This is a genomic window from Micromonospora sp. NPDC005220 (assembly GCF_040607895.1).
Taxonomy (GTDB): Bacteria; Actinomycetota; Actinomycetes; order Mycobacteriales; family Micromonosporaceae; genus Micromonospora.
On sequence record NZ_JBEXHP010000014.1, the window covers coordinates 64,696 to 84,079 of the forward strand.

Annotated in this window: 19 protein-coding genes and 1 tRNA gene; 9 read left to right on the top strand and 11 right to left on the bottom strand. The window is 71.5% G+C overall.

Annotated features, from left to right (window positions below; all coding sequences use genetic code 11):
* Positions 1 to 60: 60 nt before the first annotated feature.
* The 4 genes from ABZU52_RS09530 to ABZU52_RS09545 all read right to left on the bottom strand — a co-directional run bounded on the left by ABZU52_RS09530 (position 61) and on the right by ABZU52_RS09545 (position 3,582).
* Positions 61 to 267, bottom strand: a complete 207-nt coding sequence (locus ABZU52_RS09530) for a hypothetical protein (protein WP_030333429.1) — start codon at positions 265 to 267, stop codon at positions 61 to 63.
* 77 nt (positions 268 to 344) lie between these two features.
* Entirely contained in the window at positions 345 to 1,688 is a 1,344-nt protein-coding gene (locus ABZU52_RS09535; protein WP_354970627.1) for a dipeptidase, read from the bottom strand.
* Between the two features lie 36 nt (positions 1,689 to 1,724).
* Positions 1,725 to 2,870: a M48 family metallopeptidase gene (locus ABZU52_RS09540; RefSeq protein WP_354970628.1), complete on the bottom strand. Its 1,146-nt coding sequence runs from the start codon at positions 2,868 to 2,870 to the stop codon at positions 1,725 to 1,727.
* Between the two features lie 67 nt (positions 2,871 to 2,937).
* Positions 2,938 to 3,582, bottom strand: coding sequence for a hypothetical protein (locus tag ABZU52_RS09545; RefSeq protein ID WP_354970598.1), 645 nt, complete (start codon positions 3,580 to 3,582; stop codon positions 2,938 to 2,940).
* A gap of 338 nt (positions 3,583 to 3,920) precedes the next feature.
* Between ABZU52_RS09545 and ABZU52_RS09550 the strand changes: the two genes are divergently transcribed.
* Entirely contained in the window at positions 3,921 to 4,322 is a 402-nt protein-coding gene (locus ABZU52_RS09550) for a rhodanese-like domain-containing protein (RefSeq protein ID WP_203178995.1), read from the top strand.
* 593 nt (positions 4,323 to 4,915) lie between these two features.
* On the opposite strand, the gene ABZU52_RS09555 is transcribed toward ABZU52_RS09550, so the two are convergent.
* The 3 genes from ABZU52_RS09555 to ABZU52_RS09565 all read right to left on the bottom strand — a co-directional run bounded on the left by ABZU52_RS09555 (position 4,916) and on the right by ABZU52_RS09565 (position 8,625).
* Positions 4,916 to 6,457 carry a cobyric acid synthase gene (locus ABZU52_RS09555; RefSeq protein ID WP_354970599.1) on the bottom strand — a complete coding sequence of 514 codons (1,542 nt, stop codon included), beginning with the start codon at positions 6,455 to 6,457 and terminating at the stop codon, positions 4,916 to 4,918.
* Positions 6,454 to 7,449: a cobalamin biosynthesis protein gene (locus ABZU52_RS09560; protein WP_354970629.1), complete on the bottom strand. Its 996-nt coding sequence runs from the start codon at positions 7,447 to 7,449 to the stop codon at positions 6,454 to 6,456. Before ABZU52_RS09560 ends, ABZU52_RS09555 begins: the two co-directional genes overlap by 4 nt.
* Positions 7,450 to 7,872: 423 nt before the next feature.
* Positions 7,873 to 8,625: a single-stranded DNA-binding protein gene (locus tag ABZU52_RS09565; protein ID WP_354970600.1), complete on the bottom strand. Its 753-nt coding sequence runs from the start codon at positions 8,623 to 8,625 to the stop codon at positions 7,873 to 7,875.
* 305 nt (positions 8,626 to 8,930) lie between these two features.
* Here ABZU52_RS09565 and ABZU52_RS09570 point away from each other — a divergent pair, with 305 nt between their 5' ends.
* Both ABZU52_RS09570 and ABZU52_RS09575 read left to right on the top strand, forming a co-directional pair.
* Positions 8,931 to 9,350, top strand: a complete 420-nt coding sequence (locus ABZU52_RS09570) for an HPF/RaiA family ribosome-associated protein (protein WP_354970601.1) — start codon at positions 8,931 to 8,933, stop codon at positions 9,348 to 9,350.
* A gap of 246 nt (positions 9,351 to 9,596) precedes the next feature.
* Complete coding sequence (locus ABZU52_RS09575; RefSeq protein WP_354970602.1) at positions 9,597 to 10,727, top strand: alpha/beta hydrolase; 1,131 nt, start codon at positions 9,597 to 9,599, stop codon at positions 10,725 to 10,727.
* A 19-nt stretch (positions 10,728 to 10,746) separates the two neighbouring features.
* Here ABZU52_RS09575 and ABZU52_RS09580 read toward each other — a convergent pair whose 3' ends face one another.
* Positions 10,747 to 11,442, bottom strand: a complete 696-nt coding sequence (locus ABZU52_RS09580; RefSeq protein WP_354970603.1) for a hypothetical protein — start codon at positions 11,440 to 11,442, stop codon at positions 10,747 to 10,749.
* Positions 11,443 to 11,602: 160 nt separating this feature from the next.
* Here ABZU52_RS09580 and ABZU52_RS09585 point away from each other — a divergent pair.
* Positions 11,603 to 11,675: transfer RNA gene (locus ABZU52_RS09585), tRNA-Arg, on the top strand.
* 300 nt (positions 11,676 to 11,975) lie between these two features.
* On the opposite strand, the gene ABZU52_RS09590 is transcribed toward ABZU52_RS09585, so the two are convergent.
* Positions 11,976 to 12,452 (bottom strand): hypothetical protein, encoded by a 477-nt coding sequence (locus ABZU52_RS09590; protein WP_354970604.1) that lies wholly within the window; start codon positions 12,450 to 12,452, stop codon positions 11,976 to 11,978.
* An 854-nt stretch (positions 12,453 to 13,306) separates the two neighbouring features.
* Between ABZU52_RS09590 and ABZU52_RS09595 the strand changes: the two genes are divergently transcribed.
* Positions 13,307 to 13,915, top strand: a complete 609-nt coding sequence (locus ABZU52_RS09595) for a LysE family translocator (protein WP_354970605.1) — start codon at positions 13,307 to 13,309, stop codon at positions 13,913 to 13,915.
* Positions 13,916 to 14,111: 196 nt separating this feature from the next.
* Here ABZU52_RS09595 and ABZU52_RS09600 read toward each other — a convergent pair whose 3' ends face one another.
* Entirely contained in the window at positions 14,112 to 14,414 is a 303-nt protein-coding gene (locus ABZU52_RS09600; protein WP_354970606.1) for a MerR family DNA-binding transcriptional regulator, read from the bottom strand.
* Between the two features lie 650 nt (positions 14,415 to 15,064).
* Between ABZU52_RS09600 and ABZU52_RS09605 the strand changes: the two genes are divergently transcribed.
* The 3 genes from ABZU52_RS09605 to ABZU52_RS09615 all read left to right on the top strand — a co-directional run bounded on the left by ABZU52_RS09605 (position 15,065) and on the right by ABZU52_RS09615 (position 16,968).
* A complete protein-coding gene (locus ABZU52_RS09605; RefSeq protein WP_354970607.1) occupies positions 15,065 to 15,316 on the top strand; it encodes a hypothetical protein in 252 nt (83 codons plus the stop codon).
* A 111-nt stretch (positions 15,317 to 15,427) separates the two neighbouring features.
* Positions 15,428 to 15,925 (top strand): SigE family RNA polymerase sigma factor, encoded by a 498-nt coding sequence (locus ABZU52_RS09610; RefSeq protein ID WP_354970608.1) that lies wholly within the window; start codon positions 15,428 to 15,430, stop codon positions 15,923 to 15,925.
* A complete protein-coding gene (locus tag ABZU52_RS09615) occupies positions 15,925 to 16,968 on the top strand; it encodes a hypothetical protein (RefSeq protein ID WP_354970609.1) in 1,044 nt (347 codons plus the stop codon). Before ABZU52_RS09610 ends, ABZU52_RS09615 begins: the two co-directional genes overlap by 1 nt.
* Before the next feature lie 7 nt (positions 16,969 to 16,975).
* Here the strand turns inward: ABZU52_RS09615 and ABZU52_RS09620 are convergent, their stop codons facing one another.
* Complete coding sequence (locus ABZU52_RS09620; RefSeq protein ID WP_354970610.1) at positions 16,976 to 17,965, bottom strand: hypothetical protein; 990 nt, start codon at positions 17,963 to 17,965, stop codon at positions 16,976 to 16,978.
* Positions 17,966 to 18,199: 234 nt separating this feature from the next.
* Between ABZU52_RS09620 and ABZU52_RS09625 the strand changes: the two genes are divergently transcribed.
* On the top strand, positions 18,200 to 19,378 hold the full coding sequence (locus ABZU52_RS09625; protein WP_354970611.1) for an ATP-binding protein: 1,179 nt from the start codon (positions 18,200 to 18,202) through the stop codon (positions 19,376 to 19,378).
* Positions 19,379 to 19,384: the final 6 nt, after the last annotated feature.

A 19,384-nucleotide genomic window follows, 5' to 3' on the forward strand; every position in this document is an offset into this window, starting at 1 on the left:
CGGGCATTGCCGTGCCCGGGCGGTGTCGGCAGGGTGCCGCCCGCTCACGCGGACGACGGATCAGGCGGAGACGGGCTCCTCGATGCGCAACCCTCGGGCGCGGACCTCGCCGGCGACCCGGGAGAGCACCGAGTCGAGGGCGACCAGTGCGGCGGAGAGCTCACCGAGCTGTTCGTTGAGCGTGTCCTCGGACCACGCGGAGACATCGACATCTCCCAGCGCGCTGACAGCGGCCCCCAACCGGGCCATCACCTCGTTCGTACTCATGTACGAAAGGCTATAACAGCTGGCCATCCGACACGCCGTAAACCCCCAGATCAGGCCCAAAGTTTCCGTTCTGGCACCTAACTGCTCGCCGCCGCCACGTTCCGCAGGAGAAGCGCCTCGGCGAGGCAGACCCGGGCGAACTCCCCCAGGTGCAGACTCTCGTTCGGGCCGTGCGCACGGGCGTGCGGGTCCTCCACACCGGTCACCAGGATCGCCGCCTTCGGGAACATCTCCTGGAAGGTGGCGATGAACGGAATCGAACCGCCGACGCCGATGTCCACCGGGTCGGTGCCGTCCCAGGCGGTCCGGAAGGCCGAACGGGCGGCGTCGAACATCGGCCCGGACGCGTCGATCACGCACGGGTCACCGTCGTGTTCGAAGGTGACAGTCACCTGCGCACCCCACGGCGCGTGCCGCTCCAGGTGCGCGCGCACCGCCGCGTACGCCCGCTTGGGGTCGTCGCCCGGGGCGAGCCGGATGCTGAGCTTCGCCTTCGCGGCCGGGACCAGGGCGTTCGGCGCCTCGCCGGTGGACGGCGCGTCGACACCGAGGATGGCCAGCGCCGGCTTGGTCCAGAGCCGGTCGGTGATCCGGCCGGTGCCGATGAACTGCACGCCGTCGGCGAGCCCAGCCTCGGCCCGGACCCGGTCCTCCGGGTAGTCGACGGCGGCGCCCTCCCGGCCGACCAGCCCGTCCACGGCCACGTTCCCGGCATCGTCGTGCAGCGTCGCCAACAGCCGGACCAGCGCGGTGAGCGCGTCCGGCACGGCGCCGCCGAACATGCCGCTGTGCACCGCGTGGTCCAGCGTGCGCACCTCGACGAAGCAGTTGACGATGCCCCGCAGCGAGGTGGTCAACGCCGGTACGCCGATGTCCCAGTTGCCGGAGTCGGCGATCACGATGACGTCGGAGGCGATCTCGTCGCGGTGCTCGGCCAGCAGTTGCTCCAGCGAGTCGGAGCCGTACTCCTCCTCGCCCTCGATGAAGAGGACCACGCCGACCGGCAGCGCGTCACCGTACGCGCGCAGCGCCGCGACGTGCGCCATGATGCCGGCCTTGTCGTCGGCCGCACCCCGGGCGTAGAGCCGGCCGTCCCGTTCCACCGGCTCGAACGGGTCCGACTCCCACAGCGACCGGTCGCCGACCGGCTGGACGTCGTGGTGGGCGTAGAGCAGCACGGTGGGAGCGCCGGGCGGGGCGGCCCGGCGGCCGATCACCGCCGGCTGGCCGCCGGATCGCACGATGTCGACGTCCAGGCCACAGCCGCGCAGCAGCTCGGCGACCGCCTCGGCGGAGCGTTCCACGTGCGAGTGGTCGAAGCCCTCGAAGGCGATGCCGGGAATGCGGACGAGGCGCTCCAGGTCGGCCCGTACGCCAGGCATCTCCCGCTCGACGGCGGCCCGCACCTCGGACTCGGACATGATCGGTGAGGTCATGACCGGAATGGTATGCCGGCCTTACCGGGGCGTGCTGGCCGAGCCCGTACCGTCACCGCTGTCCGTGGGGCCGGCGCCGGTCCGCCCGCCGGGTGCGGCCCGGCCGGCGCGGTGTGCGCGGCCCGCCGCCTCGGTGGCCGCGTCCATCCAGGAACGGGCCCGGCCGGCGGTGCCGCCCACCCACTCGCCGACGTCACTCGCGCCGTCGCCGAGCCGGCGCAGCAACCCGACCAGGGGGTCGGTGGACCGGCTGAACTCCTCCCAGTACGACTCGGCAGCCGCCTTGATCTCCTCCGAGACGCTTGTCGAGCTGTCGTCCTCGCGGCGCGGATAGTCCCCGGCCAGCACCCTCCCGTACGCCCCGGAGTCGATCCACTGGCGCAGCTGCGCCGCCCGCGCCACCGGCACCGGGTGGGTGCTCCACGCGGTCATCCGGATCTTGTGCAGGCTGTCGCGCAGGTCGCCCCCGCCTTCGTACTCGGCGGCCTGCTCCAGGAAGGCGGTGGTGTCGACCTGGGACAGGTCACCGCCGCCGGCCAGCTTCATCAGCAGCCGCAGCGCGGCGGCCGGGTCCTGCCCGGCGAGCAGACCGGCCCGGTCGGCGGACAGCTCGGCCTTGCGCCACCACTCCAGCATCGCCGCGATGATGGCTCGCAGCGCGATGGCACCGACCGGCAACCAGCTCAGGTTGGCCGCCCAGCGGGTGAGGATCATGAGCATGGTCTTGTAGACCGCGTGCCCACTGCCCACGTGCCCCAACTCGTGGCCGAGCAGGCAGCGCAGCTCGTCCTCGTCGAGTTGCTGCACGCATGCGGAGTTCAGCACGATGAACGGCCGCTCCAGCCCGACCGCCTCGGCGCCCAGCCAGGGCGACTGGGTCACGTACAGCTCAGGCAGCTCGGCCACGTCGAGCGCCGCCGCGGCCTCGGTGTAGCGCTGCCACACCGCCGGGTACTGCCGGTGGTCGACCCGGATGCCGGAGGCGAGCACGGACAGCCGGAAACCCCGTTCGTTCCACATCCCGAAGAACGCCCGCACCACGTCGTCGAAGCCGCGCAGCTCCCGCAGCGCGACCAGGGCACCGCGGTCGGCCGGATGCTCCCAGGCCCGCGAGCTGATGCCGGTGAGGGTGATCCGACGCCGCGCTGGCGCGTCCGCTGCCGTCATGGTGGCCCCCCGTTCGCCGTAGCTCTCCGCATCGTGCCGCAGTCGGTCGCCGACGTCCATGCCCCGCTCACGGCAGCCGCACGTAGTACCGGTCCGCGTCGTGCGGCAGCGGCGGCGCGCCATCCACCACCAGGTCGGCGTGGACCGCGGTCTCGTCGACGGCGAAGTGCGCCCGCTCCCCGTCATGCCAGCGGCGCAGCTCGGGCAGGATCTCCGGCCCGTCCCGGGCGACCGCGCGAGCCAGCCGCAGCGACGCGGGCGCGGTGACGAACACGGCAAGCGTCAGCTCCGGCCGGACGACCGCACGGGCGGCGCTGACCCCCTCGACCACCAGCACCGGAGCCACCGGCACCGGAACCGGCCGGGGCAGAAAGCGTTGCCGGACCCAGCTGTACCGCCGGTAGGCGCCCGGCTCCCCGTTGCGCAGCGGGGCGAGCACCCCCTCGTCGAGCCGGGGCCAGAAGGTGACCTGGTCGTCCCACCCGTCGAGCAGGTCGTCGGTGTGCACCACCGGCGGTCGGCCGCCGAGCGACCCCGCCAGGGCAGCCGCGAGCTGCGCGGCGAACCGGCTCTTACCCGCGCCGCTCGGCCCGTCGACCGCGACCAGCCGGGTCCGCCCCAACCGCGCCGGGCCCGCGAGCACCCGACGAGCCAATTCGGCGTACGCCTCGACAACCGCCACGGTCGGCCCGCCAGTCTCCGGGTTCAGCACAGCCTCCCGTGGTGCATGCCCGAAGTATGCCGCCGCCACTGCCGGGCAGGGCGACCGACTCCGACTCATTGACCTCGCGGTACCCCTGTTGCCGGGACACCGCGAGGTCAGTGAAACCGTGGTGGTGCTCGGTCACGACTCGTGCGGTGCCGTGCAGGCCGCCCGGGAGATCATGCCGGTTGCGGGGCCAGGGTGGGCCATGCTGACACGTCCGGCTGACCGCCCTGGGCGGCCACCGTCACGTCCGGGGGAATTGGGGCGGCGACGGGTGACGGGCGGCCCGTTCGCCGCCGGGGGTGCCGCCGAATCGGCATGATCGGGTGGTGCTCCGAGACGTGATGAGCCCCGGTATAGACGCCCTGCTCGAACAGGCCCGCGCCGGGCTGCACCGACTGACTCCGCAGCAGACCGTCGAGGCGGTACGCGGCGGTGCGTTGCTTGTCGACACCCGTACCGAAACGCAGCGCCGCGAACAGGGCGACCTGCCGGGCGCGGTCGTCATCGACCGGACCGTGCTGGAGTGGCGCCTTGATCCGGCCAGCGCCTGGCGGATCCCGGAAGCCACCGGGTACGACCGGGAGATCGTGCTGGTGTGCAGACAGGGCTACAGCTCCAGCCTGGCCGCCGCCAGCCTGCAGACCCTCGGGCTGCGCCGGGCCACCGACATGATCGGCGGCGTGGACGCCTGGCTCGCCGCCGGCCTCCCGACCACCGACCGCCCCGCCGACATCCGTCCCTGACCCCAGCACCTCGCCCCGCACGCGCATCCGCCGGGCGGCCAGCTCAAGATCGCGCTCGATCCAGGAAACCAACACCTCGCGTTAGCGCTGTGGCCGGCGGGTCAACCCGTGCTGGCGTAAGGGCTCCTGGTAGATCACCGAGATGGAGCGGGAAGATCGCGCCGACCATGCGGTTTCGGTTGTCGAGACGGGTGAAATGCACCTTGTGTCGGGACACAAAGTGCAAGGTCGCGGAGCAGGGGCGGCGCGGGCGCGGGCGCGGCGATCATGCAGTTGTGGTGCCCGGCTTAGCCGTTTACGGGCGTTTTGTTGCCCACCACAACTGCATGATCGACGAGATGGCGCCGGTTGACGAACAGCCGTTCCGCCTAACGCCATGGGGTCATCCAGGAAACAGGCCCCTCGTCGCGCGGACGAGGCCGAGCCCGATCATGCACGGCCCGCGCCTCACACTCCCCATGGGACGGTGCGCCGGCAAGAACGTGCGCGGGCCAGGACCATGCACCGGCCAGGACCATGCACCGGCCAGGACCCTGCGCAGGTCAAGACCATGCGCAGGTCAAGACCCTGCGCAGGTCAAGAGCACGCGCGGGTCAGGAGGGTGGCGGGCCGGGTGGGATGAAGGGGAGGCCCGCGGGTGGGCCGGTTTCGATGAGACGCCAGAGGGCGTCGGTGTCCAGGTGTTCCTCCACCAGGTCGCCGAGCAGGTCGAGTGATCGTTCCCGGGCGGCGGCGAAGCTGGTGGCCGGTGCGACCCGGAATCCGCTGCGGCCGGCCAGGCGAGCCGCCTCGGTGAGAAACCACCGGCGAAACTCGTCGGACTCGAACGCCCCGTGCCAGTGGGTGCCGTGCACCGCGCCGCGCATGGCCCCCTCCCCGACACCGTCGTCGCTGGTCAGCAGCGGGGTCAGGCTCGGGTCGGCCTGCGAGACGTACCCGTGGTGGATCTCGTAACCGCGCACCGGGAGGCCACCGGGGCCGGTGCCCACCGACTGCCGGACGGTCTTGCGCGGATCGAAGGTGATCTCGATGGGTAGCAGACCGAGCCCCGGCACACTGCCCCGTCGGCTCTCCACCGGATCGTGGATGGCGCGGCCGAGCATCTGGAAGCCGCCGCAGAGGCCGAGCAGGGGCTTGCCGGCCGCCACATGGGTGGCTACCGCGTCGGCGAGGCCGGTTTCGCGCAGCCAGGCGAGGTCGGCGACGGTGGACTTGGAGCCCGGCAGGACGACCAGGTCGGCGGCGGCCAGCTCGGCGGGCTCGATGGTGAGGCGTACCCGGACGCCCGGCTCGGTGGCGAGCGCCTCCACGTCGGTGGCGTTGCTGATCCGGGGTAGGCGGACGACGGCCACGTCCAGCCATTCACTGCCGTGCGGGGCGGCGGGCCGGCCGAGCACCCGGCCGTAGGCGAGTGAGTCCTCCGCGTCGAGCCACAGGTCCAGTGCCCAGGGCAGCACCCCGTACGTGGGGCGGCCGGTGACCTGACGCAGCATGTCCAGACCCGGTTGGAGCAGCCCGAGGTCGCCCCGGAACTTGTTGATCACGAAGCCGGCGATCAGCGCCTGGTCGGCCGGGTCGAGCAGGGCAACGGTGCCGAACATCGAGGCGAAGACACCGCCCCGGTCGATGTCCCCGACCACGATGGTGGGCAGGTTGGCATGCCGGGCCAGCCCCATGTTGACGTAGTCACCGGCCCGCAGGTTGATCTCCGCGGGGCTGCCGGCGCCCTCGCAGATCACCACGTCGTACGCCTCGCGAAGCTCGGCCAGTGCGGCGTACGCGGTCTCGGCGAGCCGGGGACGGAGCTGCCGGAAGGTGCCGGCCGTGATCGTGTCGACCGCCTCGCCCAGCAGCACCACCTGACTGGCCAGGTCGCTGCCCGGCTTGAGCAGCACCGGGTTGAACCGCAGGTCGGGTGCGAGCCCGCAGGCAGCGGCCTGCATGGCCTGCGCGCGCCCGATCTCGCCGCCGCGCCCGTCCGCCCCGACGACCACCGCTGAATTGTTCGACATGTTCTGCGCCTTGTACGGCGCCACCTTCACGCCCTGCCGGTGCAGCCACCGGCAGATGCCGGCAGTGAGCACGCTCTTGCCGGCGTCGGATGTCGTGCCGGCCACCAACAGCCCGCCGCTCACCGCCGACGCCCCCGCCGCACCGCGACGCTTCCGTTCAGTGCGCGCCTGCTCACCGCGCCAACCAGCCGGCCCAGGGTCACCGGGTACGCGGCGGCCAGCCCGACGGCGGCCAGCCCCACCGCGCCGGAGATCCGGGCTGCCCGCTTCAGGTGCCGCGCCTCCGGGCGGGGGCCGTCGCCGAGGAACGGTCGCACCTCGGAGCGCCCGAAGTAGACGTTGCGGCCACCGAGGCGGACCCCGAGCGCACCGGCCATCGCCGCCTCGCACTGACCTGCGTTGGGGCTCGGGTGGTCGTTGCGGTCCCGCCGCCACACCTGCCAGGCGCGCCGCCGGTCACCGTGCGCGACCGGCGCGACGGCGATGGTGAGCAGCCCGGTCAGCCGGGACGGCACGAGGTTGAGCGCGTCGTCCAGCCGAGCGGCCGGAGTGCCGAACCGCGCGTAGCGCGCCGACCGGTGCCCCACCATCGCGTCGAGGGTGTTCGCCGCGCGGTAGCCCAGCAGCCCGGGCAGGCCGGCGACCGCCCCCCAGAGCAGCGGAGCGACCACGGCGTCGGAGGTGTTCTCCGCGACCGACTCGACGGTGGCACGGGCCAGCTCCGACTCGCCCAGCGTCGACGGGTCCCGCCCGCAGAGGTGACCGAGGCGTCGCCGGGCAGCGGGCAGATCACCGTCACGCAGCGTCCGCCCCATGACGGTCGCCTCGTGTCGGAGCGTACGGCCGCCCAGCACGCTCCACGTGCCGGCCGCCACCAGCACCGCCCGGGTCACCGGCCGGTGCCGGGTAGCCGCCGCGGCGACCGCCCCGAGCAACACCGGCCCGCCGACGGCCAACGCGGTGAACGCCGCACCCGCCGTTCGGTCCGGGCGGTAGAGGCGGCGCTCCAGCGCGCCTGCGGCCTGCCCAAAGCCGGCCACCGGATGCCACCGGCGGGGGTCGCCGAGCAGCCTGTCCAGCGCGTACCCGGCCAGCAGCCCCACCGCGTTCGCCATCGGCGCTGTCCGTCGCACCCGCACCACCTCCGGCCGGCCAGCCTAGACGAGCACCCCGTGCACCAGCCCAACCCACGGTGCCGCACCGGCAACGAGAGCCACTGAATCGACCAGGCGGGTCCCGCCGATGCCCGTCACGCGGGGTGACGACGCCTGCCGCGCCGCCACCCCGCCCCCGTCGTGCCGCACCGCACCGCGCCGCACGTGCCGCACCGCACCGCACGGCACGTGCCGCATTGCACCGCACGTGCCGCATCGCACGGCAGGTTCCGCACCGCACGTGCCGCACCGCACGGCAGGTGCCGCATCGCACCGCAGCCGCACCGCGCCGTGTGGGTGCCGTTTTTCGCGGCACCCGCGACCGATACGGGACCTCAGCCGCCCTCGACCGCCGCCCAACCCCGCGACGGCCGAGCCGACCGGTCAGGCTGGCTGCGGGACCCGGCCCCGACCACGCCGCCCTCGACCGGGCTGCGCCGGCTCCAGCTGCCCCTCGTCCGGCACCGGCCCCAACTCGATGTCCAGGTCACCGTCGGTGATGTCGTCCTCCGCCCCGGGCGGAGGGGCCAACTCGTCGTCGAGGCCCGGCGGGACGTTGAGCTGCCCGCCGCCCGAGGAGCTGTCGTCGTCCTCCGGGACGTTGCCGAACGGGCTGGTGCGCAGCTCGGCGTAGTCGGGCAGCTCGAAGTCGTCGTCCAGCGGACGATCGTCGGGCAGGACGGGTGCCTGCCCGGCGGGCACCGGCTCGGTCGGCTCGCCGTGCACCCGGCTCTCGGCCTCCGCGTCCTCCACGGTGCTGGTGGTCATGCTCGGCCGGTTCCGCAGGAACCGGGCCCGGCCCCGGGACAGGTCGTGGCCGACGGCGACCGCCTCCAGCTCGTAGAGCGTGCGGTGGTTACCGGCGTCGTCGGTCCAGTCGCGGGTGTAGAGCCGCCCGCAGACCACCACCGGATCGCCGACCATGACGGAGGCCGCCACCCCCTCGGCGAGCTTGCGCCAGCAGTTGACGCGGACGCGCAGCGAGTTGCCGTCAACCCACCGGCCGCTGTCCCGGTCGAGTCGGCGGGCGGTGGAGGCGACCTTGAAGTTGGCCACCAGGGTGTTGCTCTGGGTCGTACGCCGCCACTCCGGCGTCGTCAGCACATTGCCGACAATGGTCAGATAAGTGTCGAACATCGTCCCTCCAGGGGGATCGGGGCCTGCCAGCGCGAGTCGACTCGACATCGAGCATCAGCACCGAGACCGCCCGCCGCCAGCGCCCATCCCCGACCTGTGGATGACGAACCCACCTGTGGACAACGCCCTGATCAAGCCCGGATGTGGTACGCCCGACCCGGCCAACCCGCCGTCGACGGTTTCCCAGGCCGCCCGAACTGGGTAAGGACTTGATCAACGCACCACCCACAGCTCCCCGTCGACGAGAGGGTCAGCGCCATGACGATCACCACCATCGGCTCCGCGAACGCTTCCGAGGCGCGGCGATGAGCGCCGTGGCGAACCCGGCCACCGTGGGTGAGTGCCTGCGGGTGGGCGCCGGGTTCTCCCAGGGCGACCGCAACTGGATCGCCGAGCAGTTCGCCACCCTCGACGCCCGGCTCGCCAGCTTCCACGCCGACGCCACCGAACTGGAGGTGTCGGTGAAGGACCGGGAGGCGCGCGGCCAGAAGGTCACCCTGGAGTGCTGGATCGCCGGCCGGCAGAAGATCGTCACCACTTCCGCCGAGGAGGACCTGCACGCCGCCCTCAACGATGTCCGTGACGACCTGCGGCGTCGGCTCAACGACGCCAAGACCCGCCAGGAGCCCCGGCACAACAAGCACCTGCGCGACCTCCCCCAGCCGCAGATCGAGCCCGACGACCCCGCCGACCCGGCCCTCCGCGCCGACGCGGAAACCGCCTGACCCGCCCCACCCGCCCCGCCCCAAAACTCGGTCGATCATGGACTTGTGGTGGGCGTTAGATTCACAATCGCCCCTTTTGCGAGGCACCACAACTCCATGATCGATGCGAGCGGGGTGGGGCGGGGCGGCGCGAGGCGGGGTGGGGCGGGGCGGTCCGGGGCGGGGCAGTGCGGCGGGAGGCGGGGCCTGCAGGGCGGGCGGGGCGTGGGCTACCGCTGGGTAGGTTGACGGCGTAGCGTCGCGTTCGTGGAACCGGACGTGTTGGGGCCGCCGTACGAGCGGCAGACGATCGACCTGGGCACCGACGACGAGGGACCCGTTGTCGCGACAGTGGTCCGGCGGCGGGCCGAGCGCCCCACCGGGCGGGCCGTGCTCTACGTACACGGCTTCGTCGACTACTTCTTCCAGACCCACCTGGCCGACTTCTTCGCCGAGCGGGGCTGGGATTTCTACGCCCTCGACCTGCGCAAATACGGCCGCAGTCTGCTCCCGGGCCAGACCCCGAACTTCTGCCACGAGATCAGCGACTACTTCCCCGAGCTGGACGCCGCCGCCGAGATCATCCGCAAGGACGACGGGCACGACACCCTGCTGGCGATGGGCCACTCCACCGGCGGCCTGATCATCTCGCTCTGGGCGGATGCCCGCCGCGACACCGGCACCATCGACGGCTTGGTGCTCAACAGCCCCTTCTTCGACCTGAACGCCCCCTGGGCGGTCCGTCGACCCCTCGCGGCCGCCGCGTCCCGGCTGGGCCGCAGGGCGCCGCACCGCATCCTCCCGTTCGGGCTGGGCACGGTGTACGGCGAGAGCATCCACTCCGACCACCGCGGCGAGTGGACCTACGACCTGGCGTGGAAGCCGCTGGCCGGGTTCCCGGTCCGGGCCGGCTGGCTGAACGCGATCCGCACCGGGCAACGCCGGCTCCGCGCCGGGCTGGACATCCAGGTGCCGGTGCTGCTGGCCTGCTCGACCCGCTCGTTCCGGGGTACCAAGTGGCACGACAACGCGACCCTGGCCGACGCCGTACTGGACGTCGAGCACATGGTCCGCTACGCGCCCCGCCTCGGTCGCCACGTCACAGTGGCCCGCTTCGACGGCGGTCTGCACGACCTCACGCTCTCCGGCCCCGCCGTACGGAAAAAAGTCTTCGACGAGGTGGGCCGCTGGGCCGAGGCGTTCCTCGCCGCCGGCCCCACCGCCCCAGCCGACGCGGCACTGGGCGACGCGGCCCCGGCCAACGCCGCACTGGGCAACGCCGCCCCAGTCGACGCCGCACTGGGCAACGCGGACCCGGCCAGCACGCAGACAGCTGACGCGAACCCGGCCAGCACGCGGACGGCCGACGCGGCAGGGGCGGTCACGCCCGGCGGCTGACCCGGCCGGACAGCGTTACTCAGACGTCGCCGGGCGTCGCCGGGAGGACCGCACGGATCCGGTCGAAGGTCGCCACCGGGTGTTCGCCAACGCCGGGCAGTACCAGGCCCAGGCAGTACGGGGAGACCTCACCGGTGGCGTCAGCCTGAACGATGAAGACCGGCGCGCCGACGTACCCCGGCGGCAGCCCCGTGGTGATCAGCACGGCGTCCCCGGCGCGGACCACCCGCTCGATCGCGACCTCCAGCGGGCGTGACCCGTCTTCGCGTACCCCAAGGGCCAGCACGAAAGCGGAACTGGCGTCGGCGCCGAGGCGGGCGACCACCTCGGGCCCGGCGGCGATCCCCGCCGGCACCGGTTGGACCCGCCACCGCCAGCCGCCGTCACCGGCGTACCGGTGCAGGCCAGCGGTCGGCAGCACCGCGACCCCGTCGCCCGCAAAGCGAGCCCAACCGGGCACGATCTCCGCCTCGGAAATGACCGCCGGGGCCACCCCCGCCGGCTCGGTGACGCTCGTCCGCAGGCCCAACTCGCCCCCGGAAGCACCCACCAGGTCGGCCGCCGTCAGCAGCGACTCCCCCACCGGGTCGTCGCCGCCCCGAAAGAAGAACGCGGTACCGACGTCAGCCGACGACCGGTACGGCAGGATGGCGCGACCAACGACCTGGCACAGCTCGTAGGCGACGTCGCTCTCGGCGTCGGAATCCAGCAGCACCAGCCAAAGGTACGGTCCGGGGCGAAGCCGGTCCGCGGTAACCCGGATGCCCGCTACGAGGCGGACGTGAGACTCTGCTCGGCGACGTGGACGCGGGCACCCTTTTCGCCGTCGGGCAGTGGGACGGCGGTACCCTCTGGGCGCGACATCCACGCCACACGCGCCCGTAGCTCAGCGGATAGAGCAGGGGACTTCTAATCCCAAGGCCGCAGGTTCGAATCCTGCCGGGCGCACCCCCACCAACGCAGGTCAGCGGCTTTCCGGACCAGGCCCCGTCGATCACCACAGCCTCCGTACAGCCATTCGTACAGCCAAGTCAGCCGAAGAGGTGCTTCGCGGCCTCGTCCACGGCGGCCCGCTCGATCTCCGGCAGAACGTGGGCGTAGGTGTTCATCGTCAGCCCGATCTGGCTGTGGCCGAGCACCTTCATCAACACGGTGGATCGTTGTGTTGACACCGGGGAGCAGGCCCGTTCCACGATGTGCGGACTCACGGCGGAGATGGGCTTTAGGTAGAGGCGCGAGGCGGCAGCCTCAGGGGGATGAACTGTACGGCGCGTATTGAACGCTGCGGGACCGGCGACGCCAGGCGGGAAGCGGAAGGCAGCCAGCTAGGCCCTCGTAACCGGCCTCGGTTTCGACCGACCCATCGGGCATCACCACCTCGATGAGGGAGCGTTTCCGCGCAAGAACCTCTCGGACGCGTCCCGCGACGACCGAACGAGCCACGTCGTCGAGGAAGGCCAGGTCCTCGGGCACCGGGCGAAGTTTCCATCTGCCGCCGTACTCGCCAACCTGTAGGACGATCTCGTCCTCGAAGTCGGCCCATCCGAAGGCGCGAGCGTGGGGATTTGTCGGCGTGATCGTCACAGACAGGCCCCATTGGAGGTTCTCGACCTTCACCTCTGCTGCGCCGGCCAGCTCGTGCGCCAACCGGGTAGCCAGGCCCGACGTCGCAGCGGTTGCCGGACCAGATCCGCCAGGTGCGTCTTGCGAGTCGGCGTTGCTCATGCGCGGGAACTGTACAGCCATCCGTACAGCCAAGTCCGCCTGCAAGCGCCGACGCTGCCCGACAATGACGGACGGGCTGACCAGGGACACAGCCGCCCCATCAGCCATCCCTGACCTTCTTCTAATCCCAAGGCCGCAGGTTCGAATCCTGCCGGGCGCACCCTCTCCACCGCAGGTCAGCGGCTTCCACTCCCGGTCGAGGCGATCATCCGGGCCTCCGTACAGCCAAGTCAGCCGAAGAGGTGCTTCGCGGCCTCATCCACGGCGGCCGGTTCGATCGCCGGCAGGACACGGGCGTAGGTGTTCATCGTCAGCCCGATCTGGCCGCACCCGAGTACCTTCATCACCGTCCGGGGTGAGGCACCGGAACCGTCCGCCGAGACCGCTCAGTCTTGGGCGCCACGAGCTGGAGGCGACCCTCGGTCCGCTGCACGGTTTGCCGAACGGTAAGGGCGCCGGCATCGAAGTCAACATCTGACCACGCGAGCCCTAGCAGCTCCCCGCGCGGAGCCCGACCGTCAGAGCGCAGACGTACAACGCTTCCAGGCGGTGAACCCGCAGCACCTCAAGGGCGGCCCGCAAAGCGGGCCGCGCCGGCCCGGCCCCGGCCTGCTGGCGACCTCCGGCCGGCATCGGCCGGGCTGGCCGGCCACGCTCACGGGACACAAGACCTTGAAGACCTCGGGGCTCCACCCCGAACCCCGATCCTCCTCAGAGGTGCCTCCGCGGATCACCTCGCCATTGTTCGCACGTCGCCCCTTCAACCTGCTTGTGTCTCGGGTGACGGGCCAGACCCGCCGGGCTGTGGCGACATGTGGAATGGTCTTGTCATGCCGATAGATCAGCATCTGCTCGTGGCCTTCACCCTGACCACGATCATTGCGATGGTCAGTCCCGGGCCGGACATGTTGTTCGTCTTGGGGTGTGGGATGCGCGGCGGTCCGCGCGCCGGCCTGCTCGCCACGGCAGGGGTGGCAACGAGCGAGGTGGTTCACGTCGCCGTGGCGGCCGCTGGGCTGGCCGCTCTCTTCGCGGCAGTGCCGACCGCTTTCACGGTGGTACGGGTCGTCGGAGGCGCCTATCTGATCTACCTTGGTGTGCAGATGATTCGGCACCGCAAGAGCGAGCAGAGCGAGTTGCCAGTCGTCGGTGGAGGCATTTCGGGCCGCCGGGCTTATCTCAGTGGCTTGTTAACCAACCTACTGAACCCGAAGATGGTGACCTTCACGATCGCGTTCCTCCCACAGTTCATCAACCCACAACTGGGTCAGGTCTGGGCGCAGTTCGCGATCCTCGGCGCCATTCTGATCGTCCTGGAGTTTATCGTCGACGGCACGGTGGGCGTGCTCGCAGGGCGGATCGGGGGATGGCTCCGTCGCCGGCAGGCCGCTCGCCGCCGAATCGACACAGCGACGGGAGGCGTATTCATAGGGCTGGGCGTGCGGCTGGCCGTCGAGCGATGATGCCCCTCCAAGTCAGACAGGGTTGAGCCCAAGGCCGCAGGTTCGAATCCTGCCGGGCGCACCCACTTCACCGCAGGTCAGCGGCTACCGCCCCCACCGCGGCGCTTCTACAGACGACAGACGGTCCCTGCCCTGACGGGAGGGACCGTATAGCGTTCGGCTGCACTTTGCGGGCGAGCCCGCGCGGACGGTGTGCTCAGCCCTGCTGGTGGCGCTCGTTGCGTCGAAGGGCCTCTTCGAGTTGGTCCTCAAGAATGATGATCCGACAGGCCGAGGCCATGTCGGTGCCTTGGTCGCACATCTCCCAGGCTCGAGCGGCGAGGCGTAGTTGGTAGCGGGAGTAGCGGCGGTGCCCGCCACTGGAGCGCTGCGGGTCGATCAGTTTCGCGTCGCCCAGTCGGCGTAGGAAGTCCTGCGAGCAGCCGAGGATCTCGGCGGCACGGCCCATCGTGTAGGCGGGGTAGTCCTCATCGTCGAGCATGTCGTCGGGTTGAGCCATGAAACCTCCATCACGAGGGCCCCGGTGCTCGAAAGCACCGGGGCCCAAGGGTTGTGGGTCAGGAACACCATCTACCGACAGAGCGTCGGCTTGTCTTGTCCGCACCAGCCGTCAGGGACGGCTTCGGGTGCGAGGATCGCATAAGCGTGACCGGAGACCACCTCTCGTTCGAGGGAAACTGCGGTGTCCGCGCCCAGCCCACAGATGCAACTGGTAGCGGGCGATCCAACGGTGTAATGCCCTCCCTTGCCTCTGATTTCCTCTGTCTTACTCCGTGCTGTCCGTCGGTGTCCGAGCCCCACGCGACTTCATGGCCCCGACACGTACGACGAGCTTTCCTTACCTCGGGTGAAGCCCTGAACAAGCGTTGGCCCCACCCGCTGTCACACCACAGACAAAACCTTCTGCGTACTACCGAACTACGGCAGATGTCTGCCGCCGAACTGAGCAGGACCTGCAACTTCCCTGGCCCACTCCTTCGCCCTCGTGGGGGGCGGCTACGTCAGCGTCTTTGTTAGCTCTGTTCTCGACCCCAGGAACGTTAGCCGACAACGCCACGAATATCTAGCGCTTCGCACATAGATTTTTTCTGCGGGCATGGCGAGGTCTACGGGAGGCGCAGGGGCCGACAGCAGCGCGCATGGCATCTCGTGCTCGACGGCTACAAGATCGGCGTCGCCTCGGTGGCCTCCACCCGCGACGATCACGGGCTCGACCCCGTACCCCAGGGCCAGCGGGCCGCGGTGATCCTCTGGACCGACGACACGGCTGGCGCGTACGCCGAACTCACGGCTAGCGGCGCCCCAGCCCTGGCCGCACCGCACCGGTGGCTCGATCGCCTGCTGATCGCCTGGACGGCCGACCCGGACGGCAACCCGATCCAGATCGTCCAACAGCTCTGACGCAGCGGGGCACCTACGTCAGCGACAGGTAGGCGCGTCACGGCGGTTCTGCTTCGCAGGAAGTGCCCGGCAGGCGTCTACGGGTGGGCCGACCTACGGCGTTAATAGGGCGTGACGTTCGAGGAGTACGCGTTCGCCCGCACGTCGGCGCTGGTGCGGCTCGCCCGACTGCTGACCGGCGACGAGCACCGGGCCGAGGACCTGGTTCAGGATGTCCTGGCCCAGGCGTACGCGAGGTGGGGGCGCATCGCGCGCACGGATCGTCCGGATGCCTATGTCCGGCGCATGCTTGTCAACGCCCACAAATCCTGGTGGCGTCGGCGTAGCAGCCGGGAGATCGCCGTCGCGGCCGTACTCGATGAAGCGGGCACCGTGGACGAGGCGGCCGGGGTCGCCGAGCGCGACGCGCTGTGGCGGCTGGTCTGTGAGCTGCCGGCGCGTCAGCGCACCGTGATCGTTCTGCGCTACTACGAGGATCTCGACGACACCTCGATCGCTGAGATCCTCGCCTGCTCGGCCGGGACGGTTCGCACCCATGCGAAGCGGGCCCTGGCGGCGCTGCGCCAACGGCAGGAAGCGGCAACCCCCGCACGGGCAGGAGACTTCTGATGTTCAGCGACCTCGACGAGCAGCTCGCCAGCACGCTGAAGCGTCGGGCGGGCGGCGACATCGACCCGACACCGATCGTCGCGCGGGCCCGTGCTCGCGGCCGTCGGCTTCGACTGCGTCGGCGGGGGTTGATCGCCGGGAGCGTGGCAGCAGCGTGTGTCGCCCTCGCCTCGGTGGTGCTGGCAATCCCGGGCGTTTGGAGCACCGATGACTCGATCATGCCGGCCGCGGCGCTGATGCTGCCGAAGGCGCAGAGCGATGCGACAGTACGCCCCGAGGAGGTCGGCGCCGATCCCGCGACTGTGCACTTCACGGCCGATGCCCTGGTGAGCGGTGCCGACTTCGCCTCGTGGCGCACCGGGCGCGGCATCGAGAGCGTCGAGTTCCGGGGCCCGAGCGGTCATGCCCGTTTCGCGCTGGCTCGCACCGAAGTGTTGCTGAATGAGCTTCAGCAGACGTTGTCCTCGGAGGGACGACCGCAGGCACGGACCGAGGTACGGGTCGGCGGCCGTGCGGGGGTCGCCTGGTTCGATCCGTCCGGCGACCGGAAGCTGTGGTTCGTCCGCTGGCAACCCGCCGACGGGCTCTGGGCGCAGTTGGACATCTACGCCACCACCCGTGACGACGCGACGGGCACGGCGAGCCGGGTGCGGTTCGACGGTGCCCACCGCTGCGTCGTGCCGTTCCGCCTGGAGTCGCTGCCGCCCGGCGGACGGTTGTTGGAGTGCTCGGTCACGCTCGGGCGGTCGGCGCGGGACTCTTTCGCCGAGGGGTCTCTGGTGGTCGGTGACGCATCCGGCCGTTGGCTGACGGTTCGGGCGCAACTCGCCCCGGCCGGCTACGACGCCCGGCGCGGGGATCTTGTCGCCGGTCCCTACCGGGTCCGTCGGCAAGGCAGTGACGTGCTGGAGATGGTGATCAAGTCGTGCTACGTAGAGGCATTCCGCAAGGGTCGGGGGAACGGCTACACCGAGGCGGAGGGCTTGGCGATTCTCGGCGGGTACCGGCCGGCCCGCGATATCGACCACCCCGACACCTGGTGACACCGCACTAGACGGGCCCCAGCAGGGCGGCCAGCGCGTCGTCACCCTGGCCGAGCTGCGCACCGCCGGTCGTCGGCGCGACCAGGAATCGGCGGCAGCCGTCGAGCTCCACGTACCGGTCGGGGCCTGCCCCGTCGAGCGGCCGCAACACCGCGAATCGGGTCGCCGGGGTGGAACAGTCGACCACCGCCCGGCGGTTGTTCAGCGCCCGGAGCACGCCTGCCTGGCGCTCGGTCGGCAGTTGCCCGCCGTACACGAAATCGCCGGCCGGCTTCTCGCCCTCCTGAAGCGACGCGGGCACCTGGTAGACGCAGAGCCGCAGCGGCCCGACGGCCGAGCGGGCCGGCCCAGGCGGCCCGGGGCGGCCGTTGCGGGTCTCCACCCACACCATGTCCGTCCACTGCTGCGCGCAGCCGGCGGCCTCGGCCGCCGCGGATTCGATCTGCCGGACGGTACGGGTGTCCACAGTGGCCGACTGCGGCCCGGCCAACGCGGCGATCACCTCGGCGCGCGGCTTGCCGCAGGAATCGGTCGGGATGTGCGGCCGCAGCCAGCGTCCTCGGTCGTCCAGCAGGGCCAGCCACGGCGGGATGACCATCTCGAGGGTGCAGGCGACCTCCCCGCCGACCCGCTCGCTGGGCAGGCGCAGCGCGCTGAGCAGCGGCGCAATCTCCTCGGCACGTCGCTCGGTGGCGATCTGCTCCTGGCCGCCGGTGGGGCCCGGCCGAATCTCCCGCCCGCAGATCACTGCCGCGACCGGGGTGAACGCGGGGTCGATGCGACCGATCGTCGGCTCCTGTCCGGCCGGTGGCGACGTCTCCGCGTTCGGCACCGGAATCATCTCGCCGGCCCGGGGGGCCTCCTTGGCGCAGGAGGTCCATCCGTCGACGATCTGAGCCGGTTCGTCGGCCCCGCCCGGCCCGATCTCCGTGCCCCCGCAGCCGCTCAGCGCCATGCCGAGCAGCGCCACCGCCAGTACCGTCCGGGACGAGCGCATCCGGCCCACCACCCTTCCACCCGGGGATGAGACGGACGGCGGAGGCGCCTGGTTCCGCCCGGCTGGTCGAGGCACCGCACCGGTGGGACCCGCCCCAACCTGCAGCGCAGAGCGACGCGTCAGCGACACTCCGCATACAACGGGTCACCTCGTCACCGTCAGCCATGCTATTGTCCGATGTCGATCTACGCCGTGTAGACCCGGACCGGGTCGCTGTCGGAGGGACACTTCCCGATGCCGGCCGTTGCCGCCCCAGCCGTGCCGCCACCCACGTTGGACAATCCGGCCGGCGGGGCCCTGGGCCTCATCTTCACCACGTTGCCAGCGTTGCTCCGGCTGACCTGCGGACTCTTCGGCGCGGCGGTGGCCGTGTCGGTGCAGACCCCGCCGGTCGAGCAGGCGGTGTTGCTGCCCGCTGTGGCCGTACTGACCGGCTGGTCCCTCTGGTACGCCCACCGCGCGTTGCACCACGGCATCGGCCCCGTCCTGGTCGCCGGTGACGTGGCGGTCACCGCGCTGGCCTGCCTCCTCATCCCCGTGCTGGTGGCGCCCGAGGTGCTGCCCGGCGAGGGCAGTTGGATCGCCGTGCTGGCCAGCACCACAGTGATCAACACCCAGGCCACCGCCCTGGCGCGCTGGTCGATCCCGGCCGGGCTGCTCGTGATAACCACCTACGTGACCGGTGCGCAGGCGGCCGGCAACCCCACCGAAGCTCGGGCCCACGCGGCCACGCTGCTGGCGCAGACCGCCTGCACGGCGATGATGGTCGGGGTCATGCGCCGACGCATCGGCCGGGCGGACCGCGCCTTCGCCGAGCACCAGCGGCTGACCCGGGAGGCGTTGGTCGCGCGTGCCGCCCGCGAGGCCGAACGCCAACAGAACCGCGACCTGCACGACACCGTCCTCGGGACGCTGACCATGGTGGGGCTGGGCGCGGTGGCCGGGCCCTCGGCCGCCTTCCGGGACCGGTGCGCGGCCGACCTGCGTACCCTCGTCTCGCTCAGCGACGTCAGCCCGGTGGCCGGCGACGGCCCGGTCCCGCTCGACGGACGCCTGCGGATGGTGGTCGACCGGCTGCCCGAGCTTGCGGTAAAGCTGGACCTGGCGTCCTGCGCCGTCCCCGTCGGGGTGGCCGACGCGATCAGCGAGAGCGCCTACGCGGCGCTGTCCAACGTGGTCCGCCACGCGCCGGGTGCCGGGGCCACACTGCGGCTGACCCGGGACGCGATCGGCGTCGTGGTCGAGGTCGCCGACGACGGCCCCGGCTTCGACCTGGCCACCGTCCCAGCGCACCGGTACGGGTTGCGCGAGTCGATCCGCGGCCGGATGGCGACGGTCGGTGGGCGGGCCGACGTGCACTCGGCGGTCGGCGCGGGCACCCGGATCCGACTGGAGTGGCCCGGTGTCGGCTGACCTGAA

Bases quoted from the DNA above. Each gene is read 5' to 3' on its own strand.
- ABZU52_RS09530 (WP_030333429.1), bottom strand. From the start codon at position 267: ATGAGTACGAACGAGGTGATGGCCCGGTTGGGGGCCGCTGTCAGCGCG.
- ABZU52_RS09535 (WP_354970627.1), bottom strand. From the start codon at position 1,688: ATGTCCGAGTCCGAGGTGCGGGCCGCCGTCGAGCGGGAGATGCCTGGC.
- ABZU52_RS09540 (WP_354970628.1), bottom strand. From the start codon at position 2,870: ATGACGGCAGCGGACGCGCCAGCGCGGCGTCGGATCACCCTCACCGGC.
- ABZU52_RS09550 (WP_203178995.1), top strand. From the start codon at position 3,921: ATGAGCCCCGGTATAGACGCCCTGCTCGAACAGGCCCGCGCCGGGCTG.
- ABZU52_RS09560 (WP_354970629.1), bottom strand. From the start codon at position 7,449: ATGGCGAACGCGGTGGGGCTGCTGGCCGGGTACGCGCTGGACAGGCTG.
- ABZU52_RS09565 (WP_354970600.1), bottom strand. From the start codon at position 8,625: ATGTTCGACACTTATCTGACCATTGTCGGCAATGTGCTGACGACGCCG.
- ABZU52_RS09570 (WP_354970601.1), top strand. From the start codon at position 8,931: ATGAGCGCCGTGGCGAACCCGGCCACCGTGGGTGAGTGCCTGCGGGTG.
- ABZU52_RS09590 (WP_354970604.1), bottom strand. From the start codon at position 12,452: ATGAGCAACGCCGACTCGCAAGACGCACCTGGCGGATCTGGTCCGGCA.
- ABZU52_RS09600 (WP_354970606.1), bottom strand. From the start codon at position 14,414: ATGGCTCAACCCGACGACATGCTCGACGATGAGGACTACCCCGCCTAC.
- ABZU52_RS09615 (WP_354970609.1), top strand. From the start codon at position 15,925: ATGTTCAGCGACCTCGACGAGCAGCTCGCCAGCACGCTGAAGCGTCGG.
- ABZU52_RS09620 (WP_354970610.1), bottom strand. From the start codon at position 17,965: ATGCGCTCGTCCCGGACGGTACTGGCGGTGGCGCTGCTCGGCATGGCG.
- ABZU52_RS09625 (WP_354970611.1), top strand. From the start codon at position 18,200: ATGCCGGCCGTTGCCGCCCCAGCCGTGCCGCCACCCACGTTGGACAAT.